This is a genomic window from Herbaspirillum autotrophicum, assembly GCF_001189915.1.
Taxonomy (GTDB): Bacteria; Pseudomonadota; Gammaproteobacteria; order Burkholderiales; family Burkholderiaceae_D; genus Herbaspirillum; species Herbaspirillum autotrophicum.
This window is the reverse complement of sequence record NZ_LFLS01000009.1, coordinates 1-23,259: the sequence shown is the minus strand read 5'-3', so window position 1 is coordinate 23,259 and position 23,259 is coordinate 1. Positions and strand designations below refer to the sequence as shown.

Annotated in this window: 24 protein-coding genes; 13 read left to right on the top strand and 11 right to left on the bottom strand. The window is 57.4% G+C overall.

All coding sequences use genetic code 11. The features are described from left to right. Nucleotides 1–37: 37 nt before the first annotated feature. The 3 genes from AKL27_RS09070 to uraD form a co-directional block, all read right to left on the bottom strand. Nucleotides 38–1,312: an allantoate amidohydrolase gene (locus AKL27_RS09070; protein ID WP_050462599.1), complete on the bottom strand. Its 1,275-nt coding sequence runs from the start codon at nucleotides 1,310–1,312 to the stop codon at nucleotides 38–40. 35 nt (nucleotides 1,313–1,347) lie between these two features. Then, nucleotides 1,348–2,688: an MFS transporter gene (locus AKL27_RS09065; RefSeq protein WP_050462490.1), complete on the bottom strand. Its 1,341-nt coding sequence runs from the start codon at nucleotides 2,686–2,688 to the stop codon at nucleotides 1,348–1,350. A gap of 72 nt (nucleotides 2,689–2,760) precedes the next feature. Next, the gene (gene uraD / locus AKL27_RS09060; RefSeq protein WP_050462489.1) at nucleotides 2,761–3,300 is read right to left on the bottom strand and encodes a 2-oxo-4-hydroxy-4-carboxy-5-ureidoimidazoline decarboxylase; all 540 of its coding nucleotides are present in this window, start codon (nucleotides 3,298–3,300) and stop codon (nucleotides 2,761–2,763) included. Between the two features lie 247 nt (nucleotides 3,301–3,547). Here uraD and AKL27_RS09055 point away from each other — a divergent pair, with 247 nt between their 5' ends. After that, nucleotides 3,548–4,519, top strand: a complete 972-nt coding sequence (locus AKL27_RS09055) for a LysR family transcriptional regulator (RefSeq protein ID WP_083438959.1) — start codon at nucleotides 3,548–3,550, stop codon at nucleotides 4,517–4,519. Nucleotides 4,520–4,543: 24 nt separating this feature from the next. On the opposite strand, the gene AKL27_RS09050 is transcribed toward AKL27_RS09055, so the two are convergent. Then, nucleotides 4,544–5,005 carry a GNAT family N-acetyltransferase gene (locus tag AKL27_RS09050; RefSeq protein WP_050462598.1) on the bottom strand — a complete coding sequence of 154 codons (462 nt, stop codon included), beginning with the start codon at nucleotides 5,003–5,005 and terminating at the stop codon, nucleotides 4,544–4,546. A 25-nt stretch (nucleotides 5,006–5,030) separates the two neighbouring features. Continuing rightward, nucleotides 5,031–7,103, bottom strand: coding sequence for a sensor histidine kinase (locus AKL27_RS09045; RefSeq protein ID WP_198155923.1), 2,073 nt, complete (start codon nucleotides 7,101–7,103; stop codon nucleotides 5,031–5,033). Between the two features lie 349 nt (nucleotides 7,104–7,452). Between AKL27_RS09045 and AKL27_RS09040 the strand changes: the two genes are divergently transcribed. The 6 genes from AKL27_RS09040 to AKL27_RS09020 are packed head-to-tail and all read left to right on the top strand — an operon-like array spanning nucleotide 7,453 to nucleotide 11,790. Beyond that, complete coding sequence (locus AKL27_RS09040) at nucleotides 7,453–8,070, top strand: GbsR/MarR family transcriptional regulator (protein WP_050462487.1); 618 nt, start codon at nucleotides 7,453–7,455, stop codon at nucleotides 8,068–8,070. A gap of 2 nt (nucleotides 8,071–8,072) precedes the next feature. Further along, nucleotides 8,073–8,339 carry a cytochrome oxidase putative small subunit CydP gene (gene cydP, locus AKL27_RS09035; RefSeq protein WP_050462486.1) on the top strand — a complete coding sequence of 89 codons (267 nt, stop codon included), beginning with the start codon at nucleotides 8,073–8,075 and terminating at the stop codon, nucleotides 8,337–8,339. Beyond that, nucleotides 8,323–9,945, top strand: coding sequence for a cytochrome ubiquinol oxidase subunit I (locus tag AKL27_RS09030; protein WP_050462485.1), 1,623 nt, complete (start codon nucleotides 8,323–8,325; stop codon nucleotides 9,943–9,945). The genes cydP and AKL27_RS09030 overlap by 17 nt, the downstream gene beginning before the upstream one ends. A 10-nt stretch (nucleotides 9,946–9,955) precedes the next feature. After that, nucleotides 9,956–11,098 (top strand): cytochrome d ubiquinol oxidase subunit II, encoded by a 1,143-nt coding sequence (cydB, locus tag AKL27_RS09025; protein WP_050462484.1) that lies wholly within the window; start codon nucleotides 9,956–9,958, stop codon nucleotides 11,096–11,098. Nucleotides 11,099–11,113: 15 nt separating this feature from the next. After that, complete coding sequence (gene cydX, locus AKL27_RS27090; protein WP_083438948.1) at nucleotides 11,114–11,281, top strand: cytochrome bd-I oxidase subunit CydX; 168 nt, start codon at nucleotides 11,114–11,116, stop codon at nucleotides 11,279–11,281. Continuing rightward, nucleotides 11,278–11,790 carry a DUF2867 domain-containing protein gene (locus AKL27_RS09020; RefSeq protein WP_050462483.1) on the top strand — a complete coding sequence of 171 codons (513 nt, stop codon included), beginning with the start codon at nucleotides 11,278–11,280 and terminating at the stop codon, nucleotides 11,788–11,790. Before cydX ends, AKL27_RS09020 begins: the two co-directional genes overlap by 4 nt. Nucleotides 11,791–11,871: 81 nt before the next feature. Here the strand turns inward: AKL27_RS09020 and AKL27_RS09015 are convergent, their stop codons facing one another. Together AKL27_RS09015 and AKL27_RS09010 are read right to left on the bottom strand one after the other, a co-directional pair. Continuing rightward, complete coding sequence (locus AKL27_RS09015; RefSeq protein WP_050462482.1) at nucleotides 11,872–12,297, bottom strand: organic hydroperoxide resistance protein; 426 nt, start codon at nucleotides 12,295–12,297, stop codon at nucleotides 11,872–11,874. A gap of 130 nt (nucleotides 12,298–12,427) precedes the next feature. Next, nucleotides 12,428–12,904 carry a MarR family winged helix-turn-helix transcriptional regulator gene (locus AKL27_RS09010; protein WP_050462481.1) on the bottom strand — a complete coding sequence of 159 codons (477 nt, stop codon included), beginning with the start codon at nucleotides 12,902–12,904 and terminating at the stop codon, nucleotides 12,428–12,430. Between the two features lie 189 nt (nucleotides 12,905–13,093). On the opposite strand from AKL27_RS09010, the gene earP reads away from it, so the two are divergent. Further along, nucleotides 13,094–14,260, top strand: coding sequence for an elongation factor P maturation arginine rhamnosyltransferase EarP (gene earP / locus AKL27_RS09005; protein ID WP_050462480.1), 1,167 nt, complete (start codon nucleotides 13,094–13,096; stop codon nucleotides 14,258–14,260). A 140-nt stretch (nucleotides 14,261–14,400) separates the two neighbouring features. Then, a complete protein-coding gene (locus AKL27_RS09000; protein WP_050462479.1) occupies nucleotides 14,401–14,976 on the top strand; it encodes an elongation factor P in 576 nt (191 codons plus the stop codon). Between the two features lie 84 nt (nucleotides 14,977–15,060). On the opposite strand, the gene AKL27_RS08995 is transcribed toward AKL27_RS09000, so the two are convergent. Continuing rightward, nucleotides 15,061–15,825, bottom strand: a complete 765-nt coding sequence (locus tag AKL27_RS08995) for a FadR/GntR family transcriptional regulator (protein WP_232310945.1) — start codon at nucleotides 15,823–15,825, stop codon at nucleotides 15,061–15,063. A gap of 166 nt (nucleotides 15,826–15,991) precedes the next feature. Between AKL27_RS08995 and denD the strand changes: the two genes are divergently transcribed. Both denD and AKL27_RS08985 read left to right on the top strand, forming a co-directional pair. Beyond that, on the top strand, nucleotides 15,992–16,966 hold the full coding sequence (gene denD, locus AKL27_RS08990) for a D-erythronate dehydrogenase (RefSeq protein WP_050462477.1): 975 nt from the start codon (nucleotides 15,992–15,994) through the stop codon (nucleotides 16,964–16,966). Nucleotides 16,967–17,065: 99 nt separating this feature from the next. Beyond that, nucleotides 17,066–17,659, top strand: a complete 594-nt coding sequence (locus tag AKL27_RS08985; RefSeq protein ID WP_050462597.1) for a class I SAM-dependent methyltransferase — start codon at nucleotides 17,066–17,068, stop codon at nucleotides 17,657–17,659. Nucleotides 17,660–17,804: 145 nt separating this feature from the next. On the opposite strand, the gene mmsB is transcribed toward AKL27_RS08985, so the two are convergent. From mmsB to AKL27_RS08970, 3 genes are all read right to left on the bottom strand, one after another. Beyond that, the gene (gene mmsB, locus AKL27_RS08980) at nucleotides 17,805–18,698 is read right to left on the bottom strand and encodes a 3-hydroxyisobutyrate dehydrogenase (RefSeq protein WP_050462476.1); all 894 of its coding nucleotides are present in this window, start codon (nucleotides 18,696–18,698) and stop codon (nucleotides 17,805–17,807) included. A 13-nt stretch (nucleotides 18,699–18,711) separates the two neighbouring features. Next, a complete protein-coding gene (locus tag AKL27_RS08975; protein ID WP_050462475.1) occupies nucleotides 18,712–20,220 on the bottom strand; it encodes a CoA-acylating methylmalonate-semialdehyde dehydrogenase in 1,509 nt (502 codons plus the stop codon). 68 nt (nucleotides 20,221–20,288) lie between these two features. After that, nucleotides 20,289–21,503, bottom strand: coding sequence for an ABC transporter substrate-binding protein (locus AKL27_RS08970; RefSeq protein WP_050462474.1), 1,215 nt, complete (start codon nucleotides 21,501–21,503; stop codon nucleotides 20,289–20,291). A 167-nt stretch (nucleotides 21,504–21,670) separates the two neighbouring features. Between AKL27_RS08970 and AKL27_RS08965 the strand changes: the two genes are divergently transcribed. Both AKL27_RS08965 and AKL27_RS08960 read left to right on the top strand, forming a co-directional pair. Continuing rightward, complete coding sequence (locus AKL27_RS08965) at nucleotides 21,671–22,588, top strand: LysR family transcriptional regulator (RefSeq protein WP_050462596.1); 918 nt, start codon at nucleotides 21,671–21,673, stop codon at nucleotides 22,586–22,588. Between the two features lie 77 nt (nucleotides 22,589–22,665). After that, entirely contained in the window at nucleotides 22,666–23,247 is a 582-nt protein-coding gene (locus AKL27_RS08960) for a DJ-1/PfpI family protein (protein WP_050462473.1), read from the top strand. Nucleotides 23,248–23,259 lie beyond the last annotated feature (12 nt).

Here is a 23,259-nt window from a genome sequence, read left to right as displayed (position 1 = left end):
TTAACAATAAGGTCTCGTAAATACAGAAATGAAGTGCTCAGGCACTGACTTCAAAGTGCTCCACCAATGCTGAAAACACCTGGGCTGCGGCGGCAGCATCCTGCGCGCTCATGGTTTCCAGCGGATTGTGTGAAATGCCACCGTTACCGCAGCGCACGAACAACATGGCAACATCGGTAATGGCGGCCATCGCCATGGCGTCATGTCCGGCGCCTGAAGGCAAATGATACAGCGGAAAGCCGCACCGCCGGACGGCTTGCTCCCAACGCTGTTGCAGCCATGCGGCGCAGGGCACGCCGGGCGCTTCATGCGTCTTGCGGATCGCGGCCTGCACCCGGCGACGGGCGGCAATGCCAGTGATCGCCTGCAACACATCATCGACCGCGGCCGCCCGCACCGCATCGTCACTGGCACGGATATCGATGGAAAATCTGGCGCGTCCCGGCACCACATTGGCCGCGCCATCGGGAATATCAAACTGCCCCACGGTTCCCACCAGCCCGGCGCTGCCGCTGCAGCGGCGCTCGATATACAAACCGATTTCGGCGGCTGCCATGGCCGCATCCTGACGCAACGCCATCGGCACCGTGCCGGCATGACCGGCTACCCCGCTGATCTCGATCAAAAACCGGCTGGCACCGGAAATTGCGGTGACGACACCAAGTGCCAGACCGGCGTCGAGCAGCACCGGTCCCTGTTCGATATGGACCTCAACAAAACCCAGGACCTGTTCCGGCCGGTATGCCGCAGCCGGAATATCGGTGCTGCTGAAACCGAGACCCGCGCCGTCAATGGCGGCTCGCATGCTGATGCCGGCCGCATCCTGATTCTCCAGCACGCGTTGATCAAAGGTACCCGCTACCGCGCGACTGCCAAGCAGGGTGGCCTTGAAGCGCACACCCTCTTCTTCGGCAAAACCGATGACTTCAATCGCGTGATCGAAGCGCTTGCCTTGCGCATGCCATTGCGCGATGCTGGCAATCGGCAACAGCACGCCAAGGTTACCGTCGTAGATGCCGCCATTTCTGACGGTATCGAAATGCGAACCGGTGATCAAGGCCGGGGCGCCGGCGACGTTGCCTTCGTAGCGCCCGATCACGTTGCCGGCAGCATCGCGTCTCACCTGCATGCCGGCTTCCTGCATCCAGGCACTGAGTTGTGCGGCAGCGCCGTGATGCGCGGCGGTGAGGTAAGTGCGGGTCATCATGCCCGCCGTTTCGGTATGCGCAGACAATACCCGGGCATGTGCCATGATGCGCTGGCCGAGAAGGCCGGCATCGTCGCCCGGCGCAGCATCGTGCAACTGTTTCATCATGGGCGGCTGTTGAACCACGGCAGGCAAATCCATCAGTGCGCCACCGCAGCAACTGCCTGCGGCTCACGCTTGTTGCGGATCATCACCAGGATCAGCAACGCGCCCAATGCTTCGACCGCAGCAACCCCCAGCAAGCCGGCGGAAATACCGGCGCCGGAATCCTTGAGTACACCCATTGCATACGGCGCACCAAAGCCGGCCAGGTTGGCAATCGAATTGATCATCGCCACGCCGCCCGCTGCGGCAGCCCCGGAGACATACATGTTGGGCAATTGCCAGAACACCGGAATCGCACTCATGGTGCCGAACACCGCCAGCGTCAGCGCCACAAAGGCCAGTACCGGATTATGTGTCACCAGCGCCGTCACGACCATGGCCGTCGCGCCAATCAATGCGCCGGCGGCACAGTGCAAATTGTTCTTGCCGCTTTTATCCGCCAGAAAACCGTTGCCGATCATGCCGACGGCGCCAAAGATATACATCAGTCCGATCAGCAAACCGATATGCAAGGGATTGCTGACACCCATATCCTTGACGATACTGGGCGACCAGAATGTCAGCGTGGAATTGGCGGCGATGATGCAAAAATAAATCGCTACCAGCACCCACAGCTTGGGATTGCGCAGGCTGGCCAGAAAGCTGTGATCACGCGGACCGGCGACCGCTGCATCCTGATCCAGATCGCGTTGCACCTGCGCCTGTTCTTGCGCTGTCAGCCAGTGCGCCTGGGCCGGCTTATCGGTCAGATAAAACAAGGTGACGATACCGGCCACCACCGAAGGAATACCTTCCAGCAAGAACAGCCATTGCCAGCCATGCAGGTTATGGAAACCGTTCATGGTCGACATGATGACACCGGCAATCGGACCGCCGATGATGCCGGCCACCGCCGACGCCGACATGAACAGACCGAAGGCGCGCGAACGACGCTGGCTGGGAAACCAGTAAGTCAGATACAGAATGATGCCGGGATAAAAGCCGGCCTCGAATACGCCCAGCATGAAACGCAGGCAATAGAACTGGGTCGGCGTCTTGGTGAACAACATCAGAATGCTGACGATGCCCCAGCCGATGGTGATGCGGGCAATGGTTTTTCTGGCGCCGATCTTGACCAGCAACATGTTGCTCGGCACTTCAAACAAGAAATAGCCCAGAAAGAATATGCCGGCACCGAGACCGTACACCGTGTCGGAAAACTGCAAGTCGTTGAGCATCGCCAGTTTGGCGAAACCGATATTGACCCGGTCGATCCACGCCAGCACCCACAACGTGGCGAGGAACGGAATCAGACGCCAGGTGATTTTCCGGTACAGCCGGTCCTGTTCACTCTTTTCATTGAGAGTGCCGGCCCGATCGGTTTGCGCGCTTGTCATGATGTGTCTCCTGTTGTGCAAATTTTTTGCACTTATGATTTGATGTATTGCCTTGCCTGCTGCCTGCTGCAATTACACGCTTGCCAGTACCGGCGCAGACGTTTTTCCATTCGCGAAAATGCGTTCCAGGCGCATGCCGACAATGTCGGAAATCTGTTCCAGCGCATTGCTGAATTCGGTCATCGAATCGTGCTGCAAACGCCGCTCGAATTCGGCAAATATTTCTTCCTTGGAATAATTCCTGACCGCGATGATGAACGGGAAATTGTGCCGCGTGCGATAAGCTGCGTTGAGCTCGCTCATCTTGCGCATCTCCGGCGCTGACAAGGCATCGAGTCTGGCACTGGCTTGCTCGGCCACCGAACTGCTGGTCATGCTGCCCTCCCGGGCTTCCTTGCCAGCCAGATCCGGGTGCATCGCGAGCAAAGTATGAATTTTCGCGTGCGGTGCGGTGCGCACTGCATTGAACATGGCGCCGTGCATTTGCTCCACCGAGGCAAACGGGCGCACCTTGCAGGTTTCCTGCGCCACCCAGGGAGAATGTTCGAACACGCCACCGAAGGTAGCAACAAAGTTTTCTGCCGTCATGGCATTTACTGCATTCAGATCCATCCGCAAGCCTCCTCTTGTGCCTTGTCAAAATATCATGCAGCGCGAATCATCCGCGTCGGTGCGACGTCCGCGACAAGCCTGATCTGCCAACAGCGATACTAGAGAGGCCTTGAGCCGCGCACAATGTTTGATGTGCTATATACAAAATAACAAAAATCCTATACGGTTCCTCATCGCTCCGGTGCACCATGACAACATGCAGGCAAACGGCTGGCGGCAACCATTTCTTTTATTGATTCCGGCACCCATGTCTCGATCCACCGATCCTCTGGACACCTTCCTGTTACGCGTTCTGGAGACCCTGATCGTGGAGCGCAGCGTGTCGCGTGCGGCCATGAAGCTGAACCAGTCGCAACCGGCGATCAGCGCGGTCCTGAAACGCTTGCGGGAAATGTTTGGCGATCCGCTGCTGGCACGCGAAAAGGGACAAATGATCCCGACCGCGCGGGCGCTGGAACTGGTGATATCGGCACGGGTGATCCTGGCAGAAACCGCGCGCATGATGGAAGAGCCCAGCGATTACGTGCCCGCCACCTCACAACGTGAGTTCCGTATCGGCGTCGCTGACTTCCTGATTGCCACCTTTGTCGGTGAAGTGGTCGAACACATGCGGCGCGAAGCACCGCTGACACGGCTGTCACTGATTCCACTGGGACGCGAACTCGATTACGAAACGGCATTGGCCGACGGCGAACTTGATCTGGTCATCAGCAACTGGCACAACCCGCCGCCGCAGTTGCATCTGTCGATCTTGCTGGAAGATGATGTGGTGTGCCTGGTCGGGAAAAACAATCCGCTGTCCGACAACATGAGCCAGACCGATTATCTGAACGCCGCGCATATCGTGCCGCAGCCCTACTCCAATGCACACCGTGGCGTGATTGACAGCTACCTCGCCAGCCGCCGGCTGACGCGCAATGCGATCATCACCTTGCCATTCTTCAGCATGGCACCCTATCTGCTCGTGAATTCAGATCTGGTTTTCACCACCAGCCGTCACTTTGCCAATTACTACGAAAATTTCCTGCCGCTGAAAACCGTCGAAGCACCGATTGCCTTCCCTGAAATGCGCTTCTACCAGTTATGGCACGAACGCACCCATCGCTCCAGCGCGCATGAATGGTTGCGCGGCATCCTTGCCAGAGCCAGCGCCCACAACCGGGATGCCTATCGCAAGAAAAAGAATGGCGTGCGCCTCGGCGAACTGCCGCCAACTTGAAAAAACGCGCGGCAGAATTCAACCTCAGCGCAATTCCAGCGTCAACCGGAGCATGTCTTTGAGCTGAATGCCATCTTCATGAATGGGTTCGTCATAATGTGTCAGGAAAAAATCCTGCGCGATTGCCGTCACCCGAAATCCGTGACGCTGATAAAAACCCAACTGATAGCCAAAACTGCCGGTGCCGACTTCCAGACGAATCGCACCGGCCGCACCGGCGGTGGCAATCGCGTGCCGCAACATGGCGCTGCCGACACCTTGCATCTGGAACGCCGCATGCACCGAGATATTCATCAACTCCCAGACCTCCGGCGCTGTTGCCTGCAACAGATATACGCCGACGATGTCGGCATCGATCTCGCCGACAAAACATCTGGCATTGTGCAAACAGGCATTGACCCTGGCCGTTGACGGATCGGCCTGCAACAATAAATCACGCGGCATTTCTGCGGCGACGGTTTCTCTGATCTGTATGTGTTCACGCATCGGCAATGACATTTCGCGCCGCCATTCAGGCGACGGTTTGCGGTAAAAAAATTCTGAAGGTGGCACCCGGCCCGGCCGTTTCCAGCAACGTCAGCGTCCCGCCCTGACGTTCCAGCAAGTGCCGCGCCAACGACAAGCCGAGACCGGTGCCGACACTGCTGCCGGCCGCCCGGCCGCGATAGTAACGTTCAAAGATCTGCGTTTTTTCGTCGTCCGCAATACCGGCGCCGGTATCGGCAATGTCGATATGCCAGCCATGCGCGGCAGCACGCGCAGCCAATGTGATTCGGGTTCCGCCCGGGGTATATTTCACGGCATTGTCGACCAGCGTGCCCAGGATCAGACGCAACAAGTCCGGATCGGCGCGAATCCATTCCGGCATGGTCGCCGTCTCGATCAGGAACTGATGACTCTCTGCCAGCGGCTTCGACATTTGCACCGCGTCTTCGAGCAATGGTCGCAATGCCACGTCGGCGGTTTGCACGCCTTGTGAAAATGTATCCAGCCGGTGATTGCTCAGGTAGTGGCCGAACAGCGACGTCAGACGCTCGGTAGCGCGCTTGATTTTTTCAAGGCGCACCGGCGTCTTCGACGAGGCATGCATTTCTTCGCGCGCCATGTTTTGCGCGGCGGCATCGATCACTGCCAGTGGCGTGCGCAATTCATGCGACACCATGGCAATGAATTGCCGCTGCTCTTCGTAGGCTGCGCGCTCCAGCGACAAGGCCCGCTCCACTTCATCCATCGCTTGCAGCAAATCCTGTGTGCGCGCGGCCACCTGGCGCTCCAGATCGCGCTCGGAACTGCGCACCATTTCCAGCATCTTGCCCTGCGCCGCTTCAGTCGCCTCGCGCATGCGCTGATAACGCTTGCTGACAGCGTAATAAATCGTCAGAAAGAAAATCACGGAAAAGCAGACCGACGAATAATCGACCAGATTGCCGTCGCCAATATAGCCGTTGACCGCAAAGAACTGCACCATGATGGAGAGGGTAAACAGCAATGCCGTCACGAAAAACGGCATGCGTATGTCATTGCTGCCACGCAGTACGTGCTTGAACAAGATCAGAATCGCCGATGGCCCGATCACGAACGTCATGCCGAACGACAGCAGTTGGCCGGCTTCAGGAAAGTAGCCGGCCATCGCAATGATCGCTGCCAGCAACGCAAAGCCGCGCAGCGACCACAGATAGCAGCGCGTCAGTCGCGGATTGATTTCGCGCATGTTGATGAAACGGAAAAAGAATTCAATGCACGCCACCGCTCCCAGCGCCAGCCCGAAGAAACGCAGGTAATTCAGTTCGACCGTATACGCCGCACCAAAATACTGGCGCAGCAAGCCGGTATCCGGCAAGGTCATCAGCATCACACTGCCGACATATGCAGAAAACGCCAGATAGACGCCGTCGCGAATGGCGCGTTCGAACCAGATACTGGTGAGCACCAGCATCAGACAGATGCCGATATAGACACCCCAAATCAGTTCTTCGAACGCGACCGCTTTTGCATACGCGCCCGGTTGCCACAAGACGACTTCCTTTACCGGCCCGTAACCGGTTTTGAACTGCAGATAAAAGGTGTAGGGCTGCGCATCCGCCAGCGCCACACTGAACAGCGGATTGCGATATTCGGTGGCGGTCAGCGGAAACAGTCCGGGCCCGGCTTGCGCCGATGAACGCACGGTGCCATCGGCTTGCGGCAGATACACGGTCAACGTTCCCGGCTGATAAAACGCTTGTTGCTCAACCGCGGCCGGCGTCTGCACTTCCAGCCACCATTCGCGCGCTTGCGGCGCGGCTTGCTGCACGGTCATGCGCAGCCAGATCACCGTACCATCGTTATATTGATGCAAGACATCCGGCTGCGACCGAAAGCGCCCGGCAGTTGCCGCTTGCATGACCTCGGCAATGGTCAGCTTGCCGCTGCGATCAACCAGACTGGTGGCATGGTCCGACAAATCGATGCGCCCCTGTTGCAACAACACCGGTTTCAGTTGTGCCAGTGCAACACTGCCGATCAGCATCAGCGTCAACAGCAATGCGCGGGCAAGCCAGTTGCGCCAGCCGGCACTGCCCCCACTCCGTCTATGTATATGCACGTTGCCATTCCTGTTCTTATTCTGCTTCATCGCTGACAACTGCGCGCCCATAATCCGTGGGATCGCCATCCGATACGGCAAATATTGCTTATCTGTCGCGAAAAACAACGCAAGATAGCCCTAATACGGCCAATTTATCTTATCCAACAGTACCGCCGTCATTTTAGCGAGGTTTATCGGAACCGACGCCGTTCCTGCTGCAACTGCGTCCAGCCCTGTTGCGCTTGAGCATCGTTGTCCGTTGCCCATCCCATACTTTTTGCAGGATTCTGCGTCCCCGGCAATCTTCCGTTGAGAACATTACTGAAATAACGTATATTTCAGTAATTACTGAAAATTCAAAACACTCATGGAAAATGCATCGCTAAGCCCGCTGAAGCAACGCTTCATCATGCACTTCGGTGAAATGGGCAGCCGCTGGGGTATCAACCGCACGGTCGGCCAGATTTATGCCTTGCTGTATGTGCAAGGAACTGCGCTCAATGCCGACGAGATCGCCGAATTTCTGGCCTTTTCGCGCTCCAATGTCAGCATGGGCTTGAAAGAATTGCAATCCTGGCGACTGGTCAAGCTGCTCCACAAACCCGGTGACCGGCGCGAATACTTTGAACCGCCGAAGGATATCTGGGACATTTTCAAAGCCTTGCTGGAAGAACGCCGCCGGCGCGAAATAGAACCGACGCTGTCGATGTTGCGCGATGCCCTGCTGGAAAATCCGGCTACGCCCGAAGACCGGCTGGCACAGCAACGCATGCGCGAGATGTATGACCTGATCGAGTTGTCCAGTTCCTGGTTCGACGATGTACAACGACTGTCGCCGGAAACGCTGGCGTCACTGATGAAAATGGGATCCAAAGTCAAAAAACTTCTGGACGTGCGTGACAAATTCCGTTTTACTGGCGACAAGAACCAAGTCAGCAAGGACACGGCCAGCGCGGATCTTTCCGGGCAGCCGCACAAGGAGTAACAATGCGCCTGCGCTCGTGGCTATCTGAACTTCGTCGCTTTCCCCGCCTGACCAAACTGCCTCTGGGCATCGAAATTGCACTGATCCTGGCGATCAAGATCGCGCTGCTGACGGTGCTGGCAAAAACCTTCTTTTCCGAACCGCAGGCAAAAAAAATGCGTGTACCTACCGATCAGGTAGTGCAACACATGCTGTCGCCTGCAATCGCTGCCCCATCTCCAACCGCTTTCACTTCTCCTTCAGAGGCAACGCATGATTCCAATCGATGAAGTCGTCAATTTGTCACGGCTGCAATTTGCCGTGACGGCGATGTATCACTTTCTGTTCGTGCCCTTGACGCTTGGTTTGTCCTGGATTCTGGTCATCATGGAATCGGTCTACGTCATGACCGGCAGCCCGATCTACAAGGACATGACCCGCTTCTGGGGCAAACTGTTCGGCATCAATTTCGCCATGGGCGTCGCTACCGGCATCACGCTGGAATTCCAGTTCGGCACCAACTGGTCTTACTACTCGCACTATGTCGGCGACATCTTCGGCACGCCGCTGGCGATCGAAGGCATGGCTGCATTTTTCCTGGAATCGACCTTCGTCGGCCTGTTCTTCTTCGGCTGGGACCGGTTGTCACGCGTACAGCATTTGATGGTGACCTTTCTGGTCGCGCTCGGCTCCAGCTTGTCGGCGTTGTGGATTCTGATCGCCAATGGCTGGATGAATAATCCGGTCGGCGCTGAATTCAACTTCGAAACCATGCGCATGGAACTGGTCAGCATGACCGACGTGATTTTCAATCCGGTGGCGCAGGTCAAGTTCGTACACACGGTCGCCGCCGGTTATGTCACGGCATCGATGTTCGTCCTCGGCGTCTCGGCGTATTACCTGCTGAAGGCGCGCGATACGCCGTTTGCCTTACGCTCGTTTGCGGTGGCCGCCGGTTTCGGTCTGGCCTCGACCTTGTCGGTGATCGTGCTCGGTGACGAATCGGGATATACCGCCGGTGAAGTTACCAAGGTCAAGCTGGCCGCCATCGAAGCCGAATGGGATACCCATCCGGCACCGGCCGGCCTGACGCTGTTCGGCCTGCCGAACGACAAGGAAGAACGCACCGATTACGCGGTCAAGATCCCGTATGTGCTGGGGCTGATCGCGACGCGCTCGACCGACACCCCGGTGATCGGCATCAAGGATTTGAAGAAGGAACATGAAGCGCGCATTCGCAACGGCATGCTGGCTTACGCCGCATTGACGCGGCTCAAGTCGGGCGACAAGTCGCCTGCCGCGCGCGCCGAATTCGACAAATACAAACATGATCTCGGTTACGGCTTGCTGCTCAAGAAGTACACCCAGAATGTGATCGATGCCACCCCGGAACAAATCACGCTGGCCGTCAACGATACAATTCCCAAGGTCGCGCCGCTGTTCTGGTCGTTCCGTGGCATGGTGGCATTGGGTATCCTGTTCCTGTTCATTTTCTCGGCCTCGTTCTACTTCCTGATCCGCAAGCAACTGGCGCCGCAACGCTGGTTGCTGCGACTGGCGGTATTCAGCATTCCGCTGCCATGGATTGCCGCCGAGCTGGGCTGGATCGTGGCCGAATATGGCCGTCAGCCATGGACCATTTCCGGCATCTTGCCGACCCACTTGTCGGCCTCGACGCTGCAACCGTCCAGCCTGTATTTCAGCCTGACCGGGTTCATCCTGTTCTATACCTTCCTGCTGGTGGTGGAAATGATCCTGATGGTGAAGTACGCGCGGCGCGGGCCAAGCAGCCTGCATACCGGCAAGTACCACTGGGAACAACAAGTCAATACGCCGGCACCATTGCCGCCGCCGAAAACACCGGGCAAGCCATCGCCCCGCTCTTCCGCACCGTGAGGAATGCATCATGATCTTCGACTATGAAACGCTAAAAATCATCTGGTGGGCATTCGTCGGCGTGCTGATCATCGGCTTCGCACTGACTGACGGCTTTGACTTCGGGGTCGGCATGATGTTGCCGTTCGTCGGCAAATCCGACGGCGAACGCCGGGTGCTGATCAACTCCATCGGCCCGACATGGGAAGGCAACCAGACCTGGTTCATCACCGCCGGCGGCGCCACCTTTGCGGCCTGGCCGCTGGTGTATGGCGCCGCGTTCTCGGGCTTTTACGTGGCCTTGATGCTGCTGCTGTTTTCGCTGTTCTTCCGTCCGGTCGGGTTCGACTATCGCAGCAAACTGGCTGATCCGCGCTGGCGCAATGCCTGGGACTGGGGCTTGTTCGTCGGCGGTTTCGTGCCGCCACTGATCTGCGGCGTGGCGTTCGGCAATCTGTTGCTCGGCGTGCCATTCCATTACGACGACACCATGCGGGTCGAATATATCGGCGGCTTCTTTGGTCTGCTCAATCCGTTCGGCTTGCTGGCCGGAGTGCTGAGCGTACTGATGTTGCTGATGCATGGCGCCACTTTCCTGCAAGTGAAAACCGATGCCGCCGTTGCCGCACGTTCGCGCAAAGTCGCCATCTTCGCTGCGCTGGGAACGATTGTGTTGTTCGTGATCGGCGGCGTCTGGATTGCCACCGGCATCAACGGCTATCGCATCACTTCGATGCCGGATGCCAACGCCGCCTTCATGCCGATTGCTAAAACCGTAGTAATCGCCGCCGGCGCCTGGATGGACAACTATGCGCGCTGGCCGGCGACCTGGGCCTTGCCTGCCATCGGTATTGGCGGCGCCTTGCTGGCAGCGATCTTCAGTGCCGCCCGCAAACCGCGCCTGGCATTCATCGGCAGTGGCCTGGCCGTGACTGGGATCATCCTGACTGCCGCCATGTCGATGTTCCCGTTCATCATGCCATCCTCACTCGATCCGCGCAGCAGCCTGACCATCTGGGATTCGGTCTCCAGCCATAAAACGCTGGGCATCATGTTCTGGCTGGTACTGTTTTTCCTGCCGCTGATCATGCTCTATACGGCATGGGTCTATCGCGTCATTCGCGGCAAGGTCACGCTCAAACACATCAGCGACAACGAACACACCGCTTATTAATCAGGAGGGCTTCATATGTGGTACTTCGCATGGATTCTCGGCGTCGGTCTGGCACTGGCGTTCGGCATCATCAATGTCATGTGGCTGGAAGCCAACTACGCCTTCGGTCGTCGCAACGAAGATGAAACCAAAGAACGCTTCGCTGCGGCCAGCGCCGGCACCAAAGGAAACAGAAAAAAATGACCACCACCAATACCAGCGCGAAGGCGGTCGCCGTCGCACCTGCCGCTGATTTGAAACAGTCGCTGGCCGGCGCCGATTTTGCCGATGCGTTTGAAATCGCGCTGCCGCCGGGCAGCCAGACCTGTTCCGCGCATGCGCTGGCGCAGCAGATGTTTGGCCGCACGCCGGGATGGATTCAAACCCTGATGCGCGTGCGCAACGCGATTGTCGGCAAGCTCGGGCTGAAGCAAGTCGGCATGCATATCCAGCCGCTTGCCCGCGACGCCATTTCCGGCTTTCCGGTCATGTCAAACAGCGAGAATCAGGTATTGCTCGGCTTTGATGATCATCACCTCGACTTTCGCATCTGGGTGCAACGCACCGAAGCCGGTGGCAGCGTGCCGCAGCGACTGACCGTCACCACCGTAGTCCGCACCAATAAATTGCTGGGACGCGCTTACATGTTCGTCGTCAGGCCGATTCACAAATGCATCGTGCCGACGATGCTCAATCGCCTGCGCAGTCACTGACGCCAACGCACAGGAACGAAAAAAAGCCCCGCCGGAAATATCCGGCGGGGCTTTTTGCCATGCGGCTTGCTGAGCCGCGACTTACACCAGTGTCAGCGTCACATTGATATTGCCGCGTGTTGCATTCGAATACGGGCACACTTGGTGCGCCTTTTCGATCAGCGATTGCGCCACTGCGCGATCCAGACCCGGCAAGGAAATATCGAGCGCCACTTCAATGCCGAAACCGCCGGTGATCTGGCCGATGCCAACGGTGCCGGTGATGCTGGTATCCGCCGGCACCGCGATTTTTTCCTGACCGCCGACAAACTTGAGCGCGCCGATGAAACATGCCGAATAGCCGGCCGCAAACAATTGTTCAGGATTGGTACCAGCGCCGCCGGCGCCGCCCAGTTCTTTCGGCGTGGTCAGCTTGACGTCGAGGATGCCATCCGATGATTTGGCGCTGCCTTCACGGCCGCCGGTTGCAGTGGCCTGGGCTTTGTACAGTACTTGTGCGACTTTCATTTCAATTCCTTTCGAGGGGGTGAAAAACATCAAATTTTTATCAAAAAAACACAAAAATATTTCAAGCAATTAAATTGCCAACAACTTAATAAAGTAAAGCCGGCGACATCCCTTGACTCAGACGTCAGCCTTACTCCTCCGACTGCTCCTGCAAATTCTTGCGCACCAGCTTCAATTGCTCACGCAAACTGTCGACCTGCTCCAGCGGCGGCAACATGCACGCCAATTTTTCCGGCAAGGCCTTGGCCTTCTCACGCAAGGCCCGTCCTTCCGGGCTGAGCTTGACCATTACCCGCCGTTCATCCTCTGCATTGCGGGTCCGGTGCAACAAGCCCATGGTTTCCATGCGCTTGAGCAACGGCGTCAGCGTGCCGGAGTCCAGAAACAACTTGCCGCCCAGATCCGATACCATGACTTCATCGCGTTCCCACAATACCAGCATCACCAGATACTGCGGATAAGTGATATCGAGATTCTTGAGTACTTTCTTGTACGCCTTGGTCATCGCCAGCGACGCCGAATACATGGCGAAGCACAATTGATTTTCAAGCAACAGGGCTTGATCAATGGCGGCGGCCGGTAATGTCGGGGTGGTGGTGTGTTCCATGCAGCGATAATACACAGCACAAAATTAAATTGCAAACAATTTAATTTCATTTATCCGAAATCACACAATAACTTGCCGCCCGGACACCGTTATCCTGCGCCCGCGACCTCCTGTATCATCCGGACTGGCGTCCGATGCCTCTCACAGCAACAATGCTGGCCACCTGAACCGAACCCGAATTACCTGCACATGCCATTCCCCACCACTCCCGCCGCTGCACCAGCGCGTACGCTGGCCCTGTTTTGCAAAGTCGTCGATAACTATGGCGACATCGGCATTTGCTGGCGACTGGCGCGCCAGTTGCAGCGCGAACATGCGGTCGCAGTCACCTTGTGGGTGGACGATCTGGTCAGCTTTCGGCGCATCTGTCCGGAGGTCGGCACCAATCTTGATATGCAACAAATCAACGGTGTCACGGTGCGCCACTGGCGCGATCAGGATGGCGTGTTTGGCGCTGCCGATGTTGCCGATATCGTGATCGAATTCTTCGCCTGCGACATTCCACCCGGCTATATCCGCGCCATGGCAGAGTGCACGCCGCGTCCGGTATGGCTGAATCTGGAGGGGCTGACCGCCGAAACCTGGGTCGAAGGTTGCCATACCTTGTCGTCGCCGCATCCCAGCATGTCGCTCACCAAGTATTTTTTCTTCCCTGGCTTCACCAGCCGCACCGGCGGCTTGCTGGCCGAGTCCGGACTGGAACGGCAACGCAGCGAATTCCAGAATGATCCGGCCGCCATGGCCAGTTTCCTGGGGCATTTCGGCGTCAGCGCCGCCGAAATGGCGTCATTGAAAGTATCCCTGTTTTGTTATCCGCAAGCACCGGTAGCGGAATTGTTCGCCGCCTGGCAGCGCAATCCGCAAGCAGTGACCTGTCTGGTGCCGGAGGGTGTTGCCAGTGCCGCAGTCGAAGCATTTCTGGGCCGGCCACCAACAGTCGGCGCCAGCGCCACGCGTGGCGCACTTACGGTACGCGTACTGCCATTTGTGCCGCAACCGGATTACGACCGCCTGCTGTGGGCCTGCGATCTCAACTTCGTGCGCGGCGAAGACTCCTTCGTGCGCGCCCAATGGGCTGCGCGACCATTCATCTGGCACATTTATCCGCAAGATGAAAATTTGCACCACGTCAAGTTGAAGGCATTCCTGCACGTCTATGCCGGTGCCACCGCGCATCTCCAGGCCTTGTCGCTGGGCTGGAATGACGCCACCACGGTTGACTGGAGCACAATCTGGCCGGCGTTTGCGGCGGACATGCCGGAGATCGCTGAAAAAGCCGTGGACTGGCAACGTCAAATGTTGGCAAATGGCGACTTGAGCAGCAATTTACTGAAGTTTGTCGACACAGTTAAATAGGGGCCGATTCAAAAATGGGTTAGAATGTACGGCTATTTTTTAACGCATTTTAAAATTCAATCATACGTGGGCTTGCGGTGTTTTTTTGCCAGTAGGCTACAGACGATTTTTATGCAACCTACTTTTTACGTATATTCGCTATGAAATTTGCAAAAGAAATTCGTGTTGGCAACATCATCATGGTTGACAGCAAACCAATGATCGTTTTGCGCTCCGACGTCAATGGTTCGAGCCGCACGGGCTTCACCTACAAGTGGAAGATGAAGAATCTTCTGACCAACAGCCCGCAGGAAAACGTGTTCCGTGGCGATGACAAGTTCGACGTCGTCGTGCTCGACAAAAAAGCCGTGACCTATTCGTACTTTGCCGATCCGTTGTTCGTGTTCATGGATTCCGACTACGAACAGTATGAAATCGAAGGCGAGAATCTGGGCGACGCCCTGCACTACCTCAAAGATGGCATGGAATGCGAAGCCGTGTTCTATGACGGCAAGGCGATTTCGGTTGAACTGCCAACCACTATCGTGCGCCAGGTGATTTACTCGGAACCAGCGGTCAAGGGCAACACTTCCGGCAACGTCCTGAAAGAAGCCAAGATCGAAAACGCGATTGAAGCAAATCAACACGTTGTCATGGTGCCGCTGTTCGTCAGCCAGGATGACAATATCGAAATCGACACCCGGACCAACGAATACAAAAAAGTTGTCCGTAACTGATTTCTGCAAGACCTTGAAAAACGCTGCCACTCACCAGTGCGCAGCGTTTTTTTTCGCCTGCCATATGGCACCCATTGCCGGCCGTCAGGTTTTCACCTGCGCCAGATGGCGCGCCGCCTTGCCGCCCTCGCTGGCCCAGAACGCCTCATCTGCGGCCTGAATCCGCAACGCCGAATGCTCCATATGCTGCAACGCTGCCTTGCGCGCGGCATCGGCATCGCCGGCGGCAATCGCCTGTGCGATGACGGCGTGTTCATTGCGCACCTGCTGACTGAAATCTTCGCGCCGCGCTTCATTGATGCGCGCCACGCGGATCGCGGCCTGCAAAAACTGGCCGAGGAATTGCAGCAACGAGGTGTACAAGGGATTGTGCGATGCGGCCGATATCGCCGCATGAAAAGCGAAATCTTCCGCCACGCCATCCCGTCCGGCGCGTACCGCTTTGTCGATATTTTTCAGTGCTTGCTGAATGCTGCGATTTTGCGCCGCAGTACGACGCTGTGCCGCCAGCGCCGCCATCTCGCCTTCCACCCCGCGCCGTAATTCGATCACGCGCAACACCGCCTGAATCGAATCGCGCACATCGATATCGAGCCGGAACGGTGTTGCATGATTCGGTTGCAACACCACTGTACCGCTGCCACGGCGCGACCCCACCAGCCCCTCCGACTTGAGCCGGGAAATCGCTTCCCGCACCACCGTGCGACTCACCTGAAAATGTTCGGTCAGTTCCATTTCCGATGGCAAACGGGTATCCGGAGCGAATTCTCCGCTGCGGATCTTTTCCGCCAAAAAACCGGTGACGCGGTCGGCCAGCGTACCGCCATCGGCAGCCGATGTTTCGGGCATGAGAGAGGACGAGAAAGAAGGATGAGGATTTTTCATGACGATTGACATGATACTGCTTTATTCATACACTGCGATCAAAGTTGTATGACAACTTTGCCGTTTGCAGTTTGCGCATTTCAGGTTCAGATACCGCTATTCATCCAACATGCATATCAGAGGAGAACATATGCACATCGTCATCACCGGCGGCGCCGGCTTTCTTGGCAGTCGTCTGGCGCGTCAATTGCTGCAACGGGGTCAGTTGACCGGAGCAGACGGCAAGGCGCAAGCCATCACCCGCATTACCCTGCTCGACGTGGCGCCGGCCCAGGGCTTCAATGACCCGCGCATCGAATCGATCACCGGCGATATCGCCGATGCCGCCGTGATTGCACGCGCGATCGGACCTGACACGCAATCGATCTTCCATCTGGCCGCGATTGTCAGCGGCCACGCCGAAGCCGATTTCGACCTCGGCATGAAAATCAATTTCGACGCCACGCGCTTGATTCTTGAGCGCGCCCGCGCCCTCGGCACCAAGCCGCGTGTGGTGTTCACCAGCTCGGTGGCAGTATTTGGCGGCGACTTGCCAGCGCAGGTACCGGACAATGCCTTGCTGATGCCACAAAGCTCTTACGGCGCACAAAAAGTAATGGGTGAGTTGCTGATCAATGACTACAGCCGCAAGGGCTTCATCGATGGCCGCGCGATGCGCATGCCGACCATTTCGGTGCGGCCCGGCGCGCCCAACAAGGCAGCATCAAGTTTCGCCAGCGGCATCATCCGCGAACCGCTCAATGGCCAGCACGCGATTTGCCCGGTCAGCCCGGAAACCCGCATGTGGCTGATGTCACCGCGCAAGGCGATTGAAAATCTGATTCACGGCCATGAAATCAATGGCGCCGATCTGGGACTGGCGCGTTTTCTCAGCATCGATGGTTTGTCAGTCACTGTTCGTGACATGGTCGATGCGCTGGAACAGGTGGCCGGCGCTGAGGTCGTCAAGCGTATCGAATGGAAAGAAGACGAAGCCATCAAGCGCATCGTCAATTCCTGGCCCGGCAATTTCAACGCCGCGCGCGCCAGGGCGCTTGGCTTTACCGCCGATAAGGATTTCGCCGGCATCGTGCGCGCACATATCGAAGACGAAGCCAAAAAATAAGTACCGAAACGGGCCAGGCCGCAGCAAAATAAACGGCGCCAGCAATGGCGCCGTTTTGCGTGCAGAATGGATCGCTTGAATGTCGCCGGAGATGCTGCCATGGACCAAGCCACGCTGAGCGCCTACGACGCTGCTGCCGCCAGCTTTGCGCAAGACTGGGAATCCCAGCCCGCGCCGACCGACCTGCATGCGTTGCTCAGCCGTTTTCTGATTCCCGGCACTTGCGCCGACATCGGTTGCGGCAGCGGACGCGAAGTCGCGTGGCTCGATGCCAATGGCTTTCAGGTTTGCGGTTACGATGCCTCGCAAGGCTTGCTGACACAGGCCAGATTGCACCATCCGCACAGCGAATTTCGCTATGCCGCCCTGCCCGATCTCGATGGCATTGCCGATGCCAGCGTTGACAATGTGGTGTGCGAAACCGTGATCATGCATCTGCCGCCGGCGCACATTGCCGCCGCCGCACGCCGCTTGCTGGCCATCGTCAAACCGGGCGGCATACTTTATCTGAGCTGGCGCATCACCGAAGATGCCAATCTGCGCGACAAGAATGATCGCCTGTATGCCGCCTTCGATGCCGCGCTGGTCAGGCAGGCATTGGCCGAAGCCACGCCACTACTGGATGAAGCGGTGGTCAGTGTTTCTTCGGGCAAGAAAATTCATCGCCTGATCGTGCGCAAAGACGTGCGCTGAAACTGCCGTGCATAAAAAAAGCGCGGCATGCCGCGCTTGAAGAACTGCTACTGAGAGACTACAGAAAACCGGTAAAAAAGACAGCACAAAAACAGTAAAACGGGTTTCCGTCCCGACCGCAGTCAGACCCGGAAACCCGCTCCGGTTATTTAGCCTTCGCCAGCATATTGAAGATACTGGAAAAATCGAGACCGCCGGAACCGCCCTTGCTGTGGATGTCGTACAGATTGCGCGCCAGTGCACCCAACGGTACCGGGCTGCTGGTTGCCAGTGCATTTTCCACTGCCAGTCCCAGATCCTTGAGCATCAGATCAACACCGAACCCACCGGCATAATCTTTCGACGCCGGTGCCGCTTCCATCACGCCCGGACACGGGTTGTACACTTCCAGCGCCCAGTTGCGGCCGGAACTCTTGGACATGATTTCCGACAATACTTTGGGATCCATGCCATTGGCGATACCGAGGCGAATCGCTTCCGAGGTGCCGATCATCAGAATCCCCAGCAGCATGTTGTTGCACACCTTGACGGTCTGACCGCTGCCGCTGTCGCCGGCGTGATAAATTGCCTTGCCCATCTTTTCCAGATAGGGTTTGGCCGCCGCAAAGGTCGCGGCCGCACCGCCGACCATGAAGGTCAGCGTACCGGCAGTGGCGCCGCCAGTGCCGCCCGAGACCGGCGCGTCGAGCATGGCAAAGCCTTTTTCGCTGGCCGCGCCGGCAACCTTGCGCGCGCTTTCCGGGGCAATCGTCGAACAGTCGATCAGCAAGGTGCCCGGTTTGGCATGCGCCAGAATCCCCTTGTCACCCAGATAGATCGACTCTACGTGCTTGCTGGCCGGCAGCATGGTAATGACGACATCGGCCTTGGCCACCGCCGCCATGGCATCGGCTTCGGTCTTGCCGCCCGCCGCCACCAGCTTGTCGACACTGGCTTTGACCAGATCATGACCGCTGACGGAAAATCCGGCTTTCGCCAGATTCTGCGCCATCGGCAAACCCATATTGCCCAACCCGATAAAAACGATAGCGGCGCTCATATGCGTACCCCTTTTATTTCAGCGAAATGGTGGTGTTGATCTTGCCAGCCTGATCATCCGGTGCAAACCAGCGCGCTGTCACGGTCTTGGTCTGAGTCCAGAATTGCACTGCCTGCTTGCCGTTCGGGCCCAGATCGCCGAGCTTGGAAGCACGCGAACCGGTGAAGCTGAAATACGCGACCGGCACTGGAATCGGCACGTTGATGCCAACCTGACCAACATCGATTTCATTCTGGAACTTGCGCGCCGACCAACCTGATGAGGTGAAGATCGATGTGCCGTTGCCGTTCGGATTGGCATTGATGAAGGCAATCGCTTCATCCAGTGTTTCCACTTCCACGATACACATTGCCGGGCCGAAGATTTCCTGCTGGTAGATATCCATTTCGGTTTTGACGCCGGTGAAAATGCATGGCCCCACAAAATTGCCTTCCGGATAACCGTCCACCTTGCAGTTGCGACCGTCGAGCAACAGCTTGGCGCCCTGCTCCACGCCAGTGCCGATCAAGCGCTCGGTGCGGGCCTTCGCGGCCTTCGACACCATTGGTCCCAGATCCGCTTCACGGTCGCTGCCCGGACCGATTTTCAGGGTCTTGGAGCGCGCCACGATTTCCGGAATCCATTCTTTGGTAGCGCCGACCAGCACCACCACCGAATTGGCCATGCAACGCTGACCGGCAGCACCGAATGCGGCGCCCAGCAAGTTGTTGATGGCTTGATCCTTGTTGGCGTCAGGCAGCACGATGCAATGATTCTTGGCGCCCATCATCGATTGCGCACGCTTGCCGGATTCGGTGGCGCGGCGATAGATATGGGTACCGACATTGGTGGAGCCAATGAACGATACCGCCTTGATATCCGGATGATCGCAAATCATGTTGGCGACGTCAGGACCGCCATGCACCACGTTGAGCACGCCAGGTGGCAGACCGGCCTTGTTGGCCAATTCCACCAGGAACAGCGACGACGACGGATCTTGCTCGGATGGCTTGAGGATGAAGGTATTGCCGCAGGCCACCGAGATCGGGAACATGAAGCATGGCAGCATCACCGGGAAGTTGAACGCGGTAATGCCGGCGCCCACGCCGAGCGGTTGATTGATGGTGTAGACATCGACGCCGGTGGCGGCATTTTCTGCCAGCTCGCCCAATTGCAGCGACGTGATCGAACAGGCATGCTCCACCACTTCCAGACCGCGCATGACTTCACCTTCGGCATCCGGCAAGGTCTTGCCGTGTTCACGTGTAATCAGTTCGGCCAGCGGCGCAATGTTTTCACGCAGCAGTTGCTGGAACTTGAGCATGATGCGCATGCGCTGCGCCAGCGAGGTGTTGCGCCAGGTACGGAACGTCTCCTTGGCGTTGGCCACGGCGGCATTGACTTCATCGGCGGTGGCAAATGGTACGCGCGCGACTACCTCCTGCGTTGCCGGATTGAGCACATCACGCCATTCAGTCGACGTCGACTGCACATGCTTGCCGTTGATGAAAAGAGGAATGTTGGGGATATTGGCTTGGCTCATGATGCACTTCCATTAATGAAGAGAATGAAATCCGGCGACCGCATTACTGCAACGGTCGCCGACGATACTTACTTGACCAGCGGGCAGCTGGCATCCATCGGACGGAATGCCTGTTGCGCAGGAATGGTCGACAACAATTTCAGATAATCCCAGGCGCCCTTGGATTCGGCCGGGGTCTTGACCTGATACAGATACATGTCGTGAATCACGCGACCGTCTGGACGGATCGAAGCATTGCGCATGACGACATCGCTGATTGGAATCTCACGCATCTTTTGCGCCACCACTTTGGAATCCGACGTCTTGGCGGCAGCGCGTGCTTTCAGGAAGTGGTACACGCTGGAATAGACACCGGCTTGCACCATGGTCGGCTTGTTGTTCTTGTACAGCGCTTCGAAACGCTTCGAAAATGCGCGCGTGTCATTGTCGTAATCCCAGTAGAAGCCATCGGTATACACCAGACCTTGTGCGGCTTCCAGACCCAGTGCATGGACATCCGACAAGAACACCAGCAATGCCACCAGACGCTGATTCTTATCGCCGACGCTGAATGAACGCGCTTGCTTGATGGCATTGACGACGTCAGTGCCGCCATCTGCCAGACCGATCACTTGCGCCTTGGAAGCCTGCGCCTGCAACAGGAAAGACGAGAAGTCCGAGGCATTCAGCGGATGCCGTACCGAACCGACCACCGTGCCGCCGAGACTCTTGACGACATCGCTGGCATCTTTTTCCAGCGAGTGACCGAAAGCGTAATCGACCGTCACGAAGTACCACGATTTGTTACCCAGCCTGGTCAATGCCGCTGCCGCACCGGCCGCTTGCGAATAGGTATCGAACATCCAGTGAAAGCCGTTGGCCGCACATTCGGTAGTTGTCAGCACGCCGGTTGCCGGACCGCTGTACATGGCGATGCCGCCCTTGTCCTTGATCAGTTTTTGTACCGCCAGCGCCACCGAGGAATTGGTCAGATCGGCAATCGCCTCGACCTTGTCGCGGTCCAGCCATTCGCGCGCCTTGGTCACGCCGACATCCGGCTTGTTTTGATTATCGGCAGACAGCACTTCAATCTTCATGCCCTTGCATTCGGCCTTGAGGCAATCTTCCACCGCCATCTTGGCCGCCACTACCGAACCCGGGCCGCCCATCGCCGAATACGGGCCGGACATGTCGGTCAGGACCCCGATCTTGACGGTATCGTTGTTCTGCGCCTGGGCAGCAGCCACGCTCAACAGGGAAAAGGCACAGGTCATCGCCGCGCGGGCGAAGGTGTTCTTACGCATTTTGTCTCCTCGGTTTTAGTTTTATTGAAATCCTGACGGTAGCATTGGCACATCGGAATGCACCTTATTTGCCATCAGTTTCCGGAACCCATTTTGCATGTGCGTTAATATCGTTACAATAGCCAATAATTCAAAATGCCTTTGCATTAGTGCAAAACAAGGAAACCATGCTGGATTGGGACAATTTACGGGTGTTTCTGGAACTGACGCGCAGTCAGGGTCTGGTCGATGCCGCCAAGAAACTCGGTATCGACCATTCAACCGTGTCGCGCCGCATCAAACGCTTTGAAGAACAGGTCGGCAGTCAATTGTTCGACCGCAACAATCATGGCTATACCCTGACCGCCGATGGTTACCGGCTGGTGGAATATGCCGAACGCATCGAAAGTACGGTCTACGCCGCCACCGAAGAACTGGGCGACCACAACCGCCTGCTCTCGGGCCAGGTCCGGCTCGGCGCCACCGAAGGCTTCGGTACCTTCGTGCTGGCGCCGCATATTGCGCACTTTTGCGCGCGCAATCCGCATATTTCGGTCGACATGCTGCCGATGCCGCGCTTCGTGAACCTGTCGAAGCGGGAAGCCGATATCAGCGTCACCATCGAGCGCCCGCTCAGCGGTAATTATGTTGTCACGAAACTGGCGGATTATGCGTTGAAGCTGTACGCCACCCGAAGTTATCTGGAAACGCATGCACCGGTGCGCAGCGTCGCCGATCTGGAGCAACACCCGTTCATCGGTTACATTGACGATCTGGTATTCAGTGAAGAGCTGCGCTACAAGGATACGATTGCGCCGGAAGCCTTCCGCGCGTTTCGCAGCACCAGCGTGGTGGCGCAATACACTGCCGCGCGCAGCGGTCAGGCGCTGGCAATCTTGCCTTGCTTTTTGGCGCAGCAATGCGATGATCTGGTACCGGTACTTGATCAGCAGGTCGACATCATGCGCTCATTCTGGCTCGTGGCGGCCAGCGAACAGCGCCATGTGGCGCGGGTCTCCGCGCTATGGAGTTATCTGCGCGAATGCATCGAACCGAATCGCGATTTCCTGCTTGGCAAGTCGCGCCAGATGGTCTGGACCAAATGATATTTTGATTCCGCTTCAATCGTCCCACGCAACATCTATTCACCCCAGCCTTCGGGCTTATCTTCAAGGAGACAGGAATGGCAGCGAAAAAGATTTTATTGTTGACCGGCGATTTTGCCGAGGATTACGAAACGATGGTGCCGTTCCAGGCCTTGCTGATGGTAGGCCATACCGTGCATGCGGTGTGCCCCGGCAAGAAAGCCGGCGACAAGATCAAGACCGCGATCCATGATTTCGAAGGCGATCAGACCTATACCGAAAAACCGGGCCACCAGTTCGCGCTGAATGCGTCCTTCGACGACATCGACCCGGCCAGCTATGACGCTCTCGTGATCGCCGGCGGCCGCGCCCCGGAATATCTGCGCCTCAATGAAAGGGTACTGGCGGCAGTACGGCACTTCGCCACGGCCAAAAAGCCGATTGCCGCCGTCTGCCACGGCGCCCAATTGCTGGCAGCCGCCGGCGTCATCAGCGGCAAGAAGATTTCCGCCTACCCGGCGTGCGCCCCGGAAGTCAAACTGGCCGGCGGTGAATATGCCGACATCGCCGTCGACAGCGCCATCACCGACGGCAATTTCGTCACCGCACCGGCGTGGCCCGCGCATCCGCAATGGCTGGCGCAATTCCTGAAGGTGTTGGGAACGCAGATTACGTTGTAATCAGCCTGAACC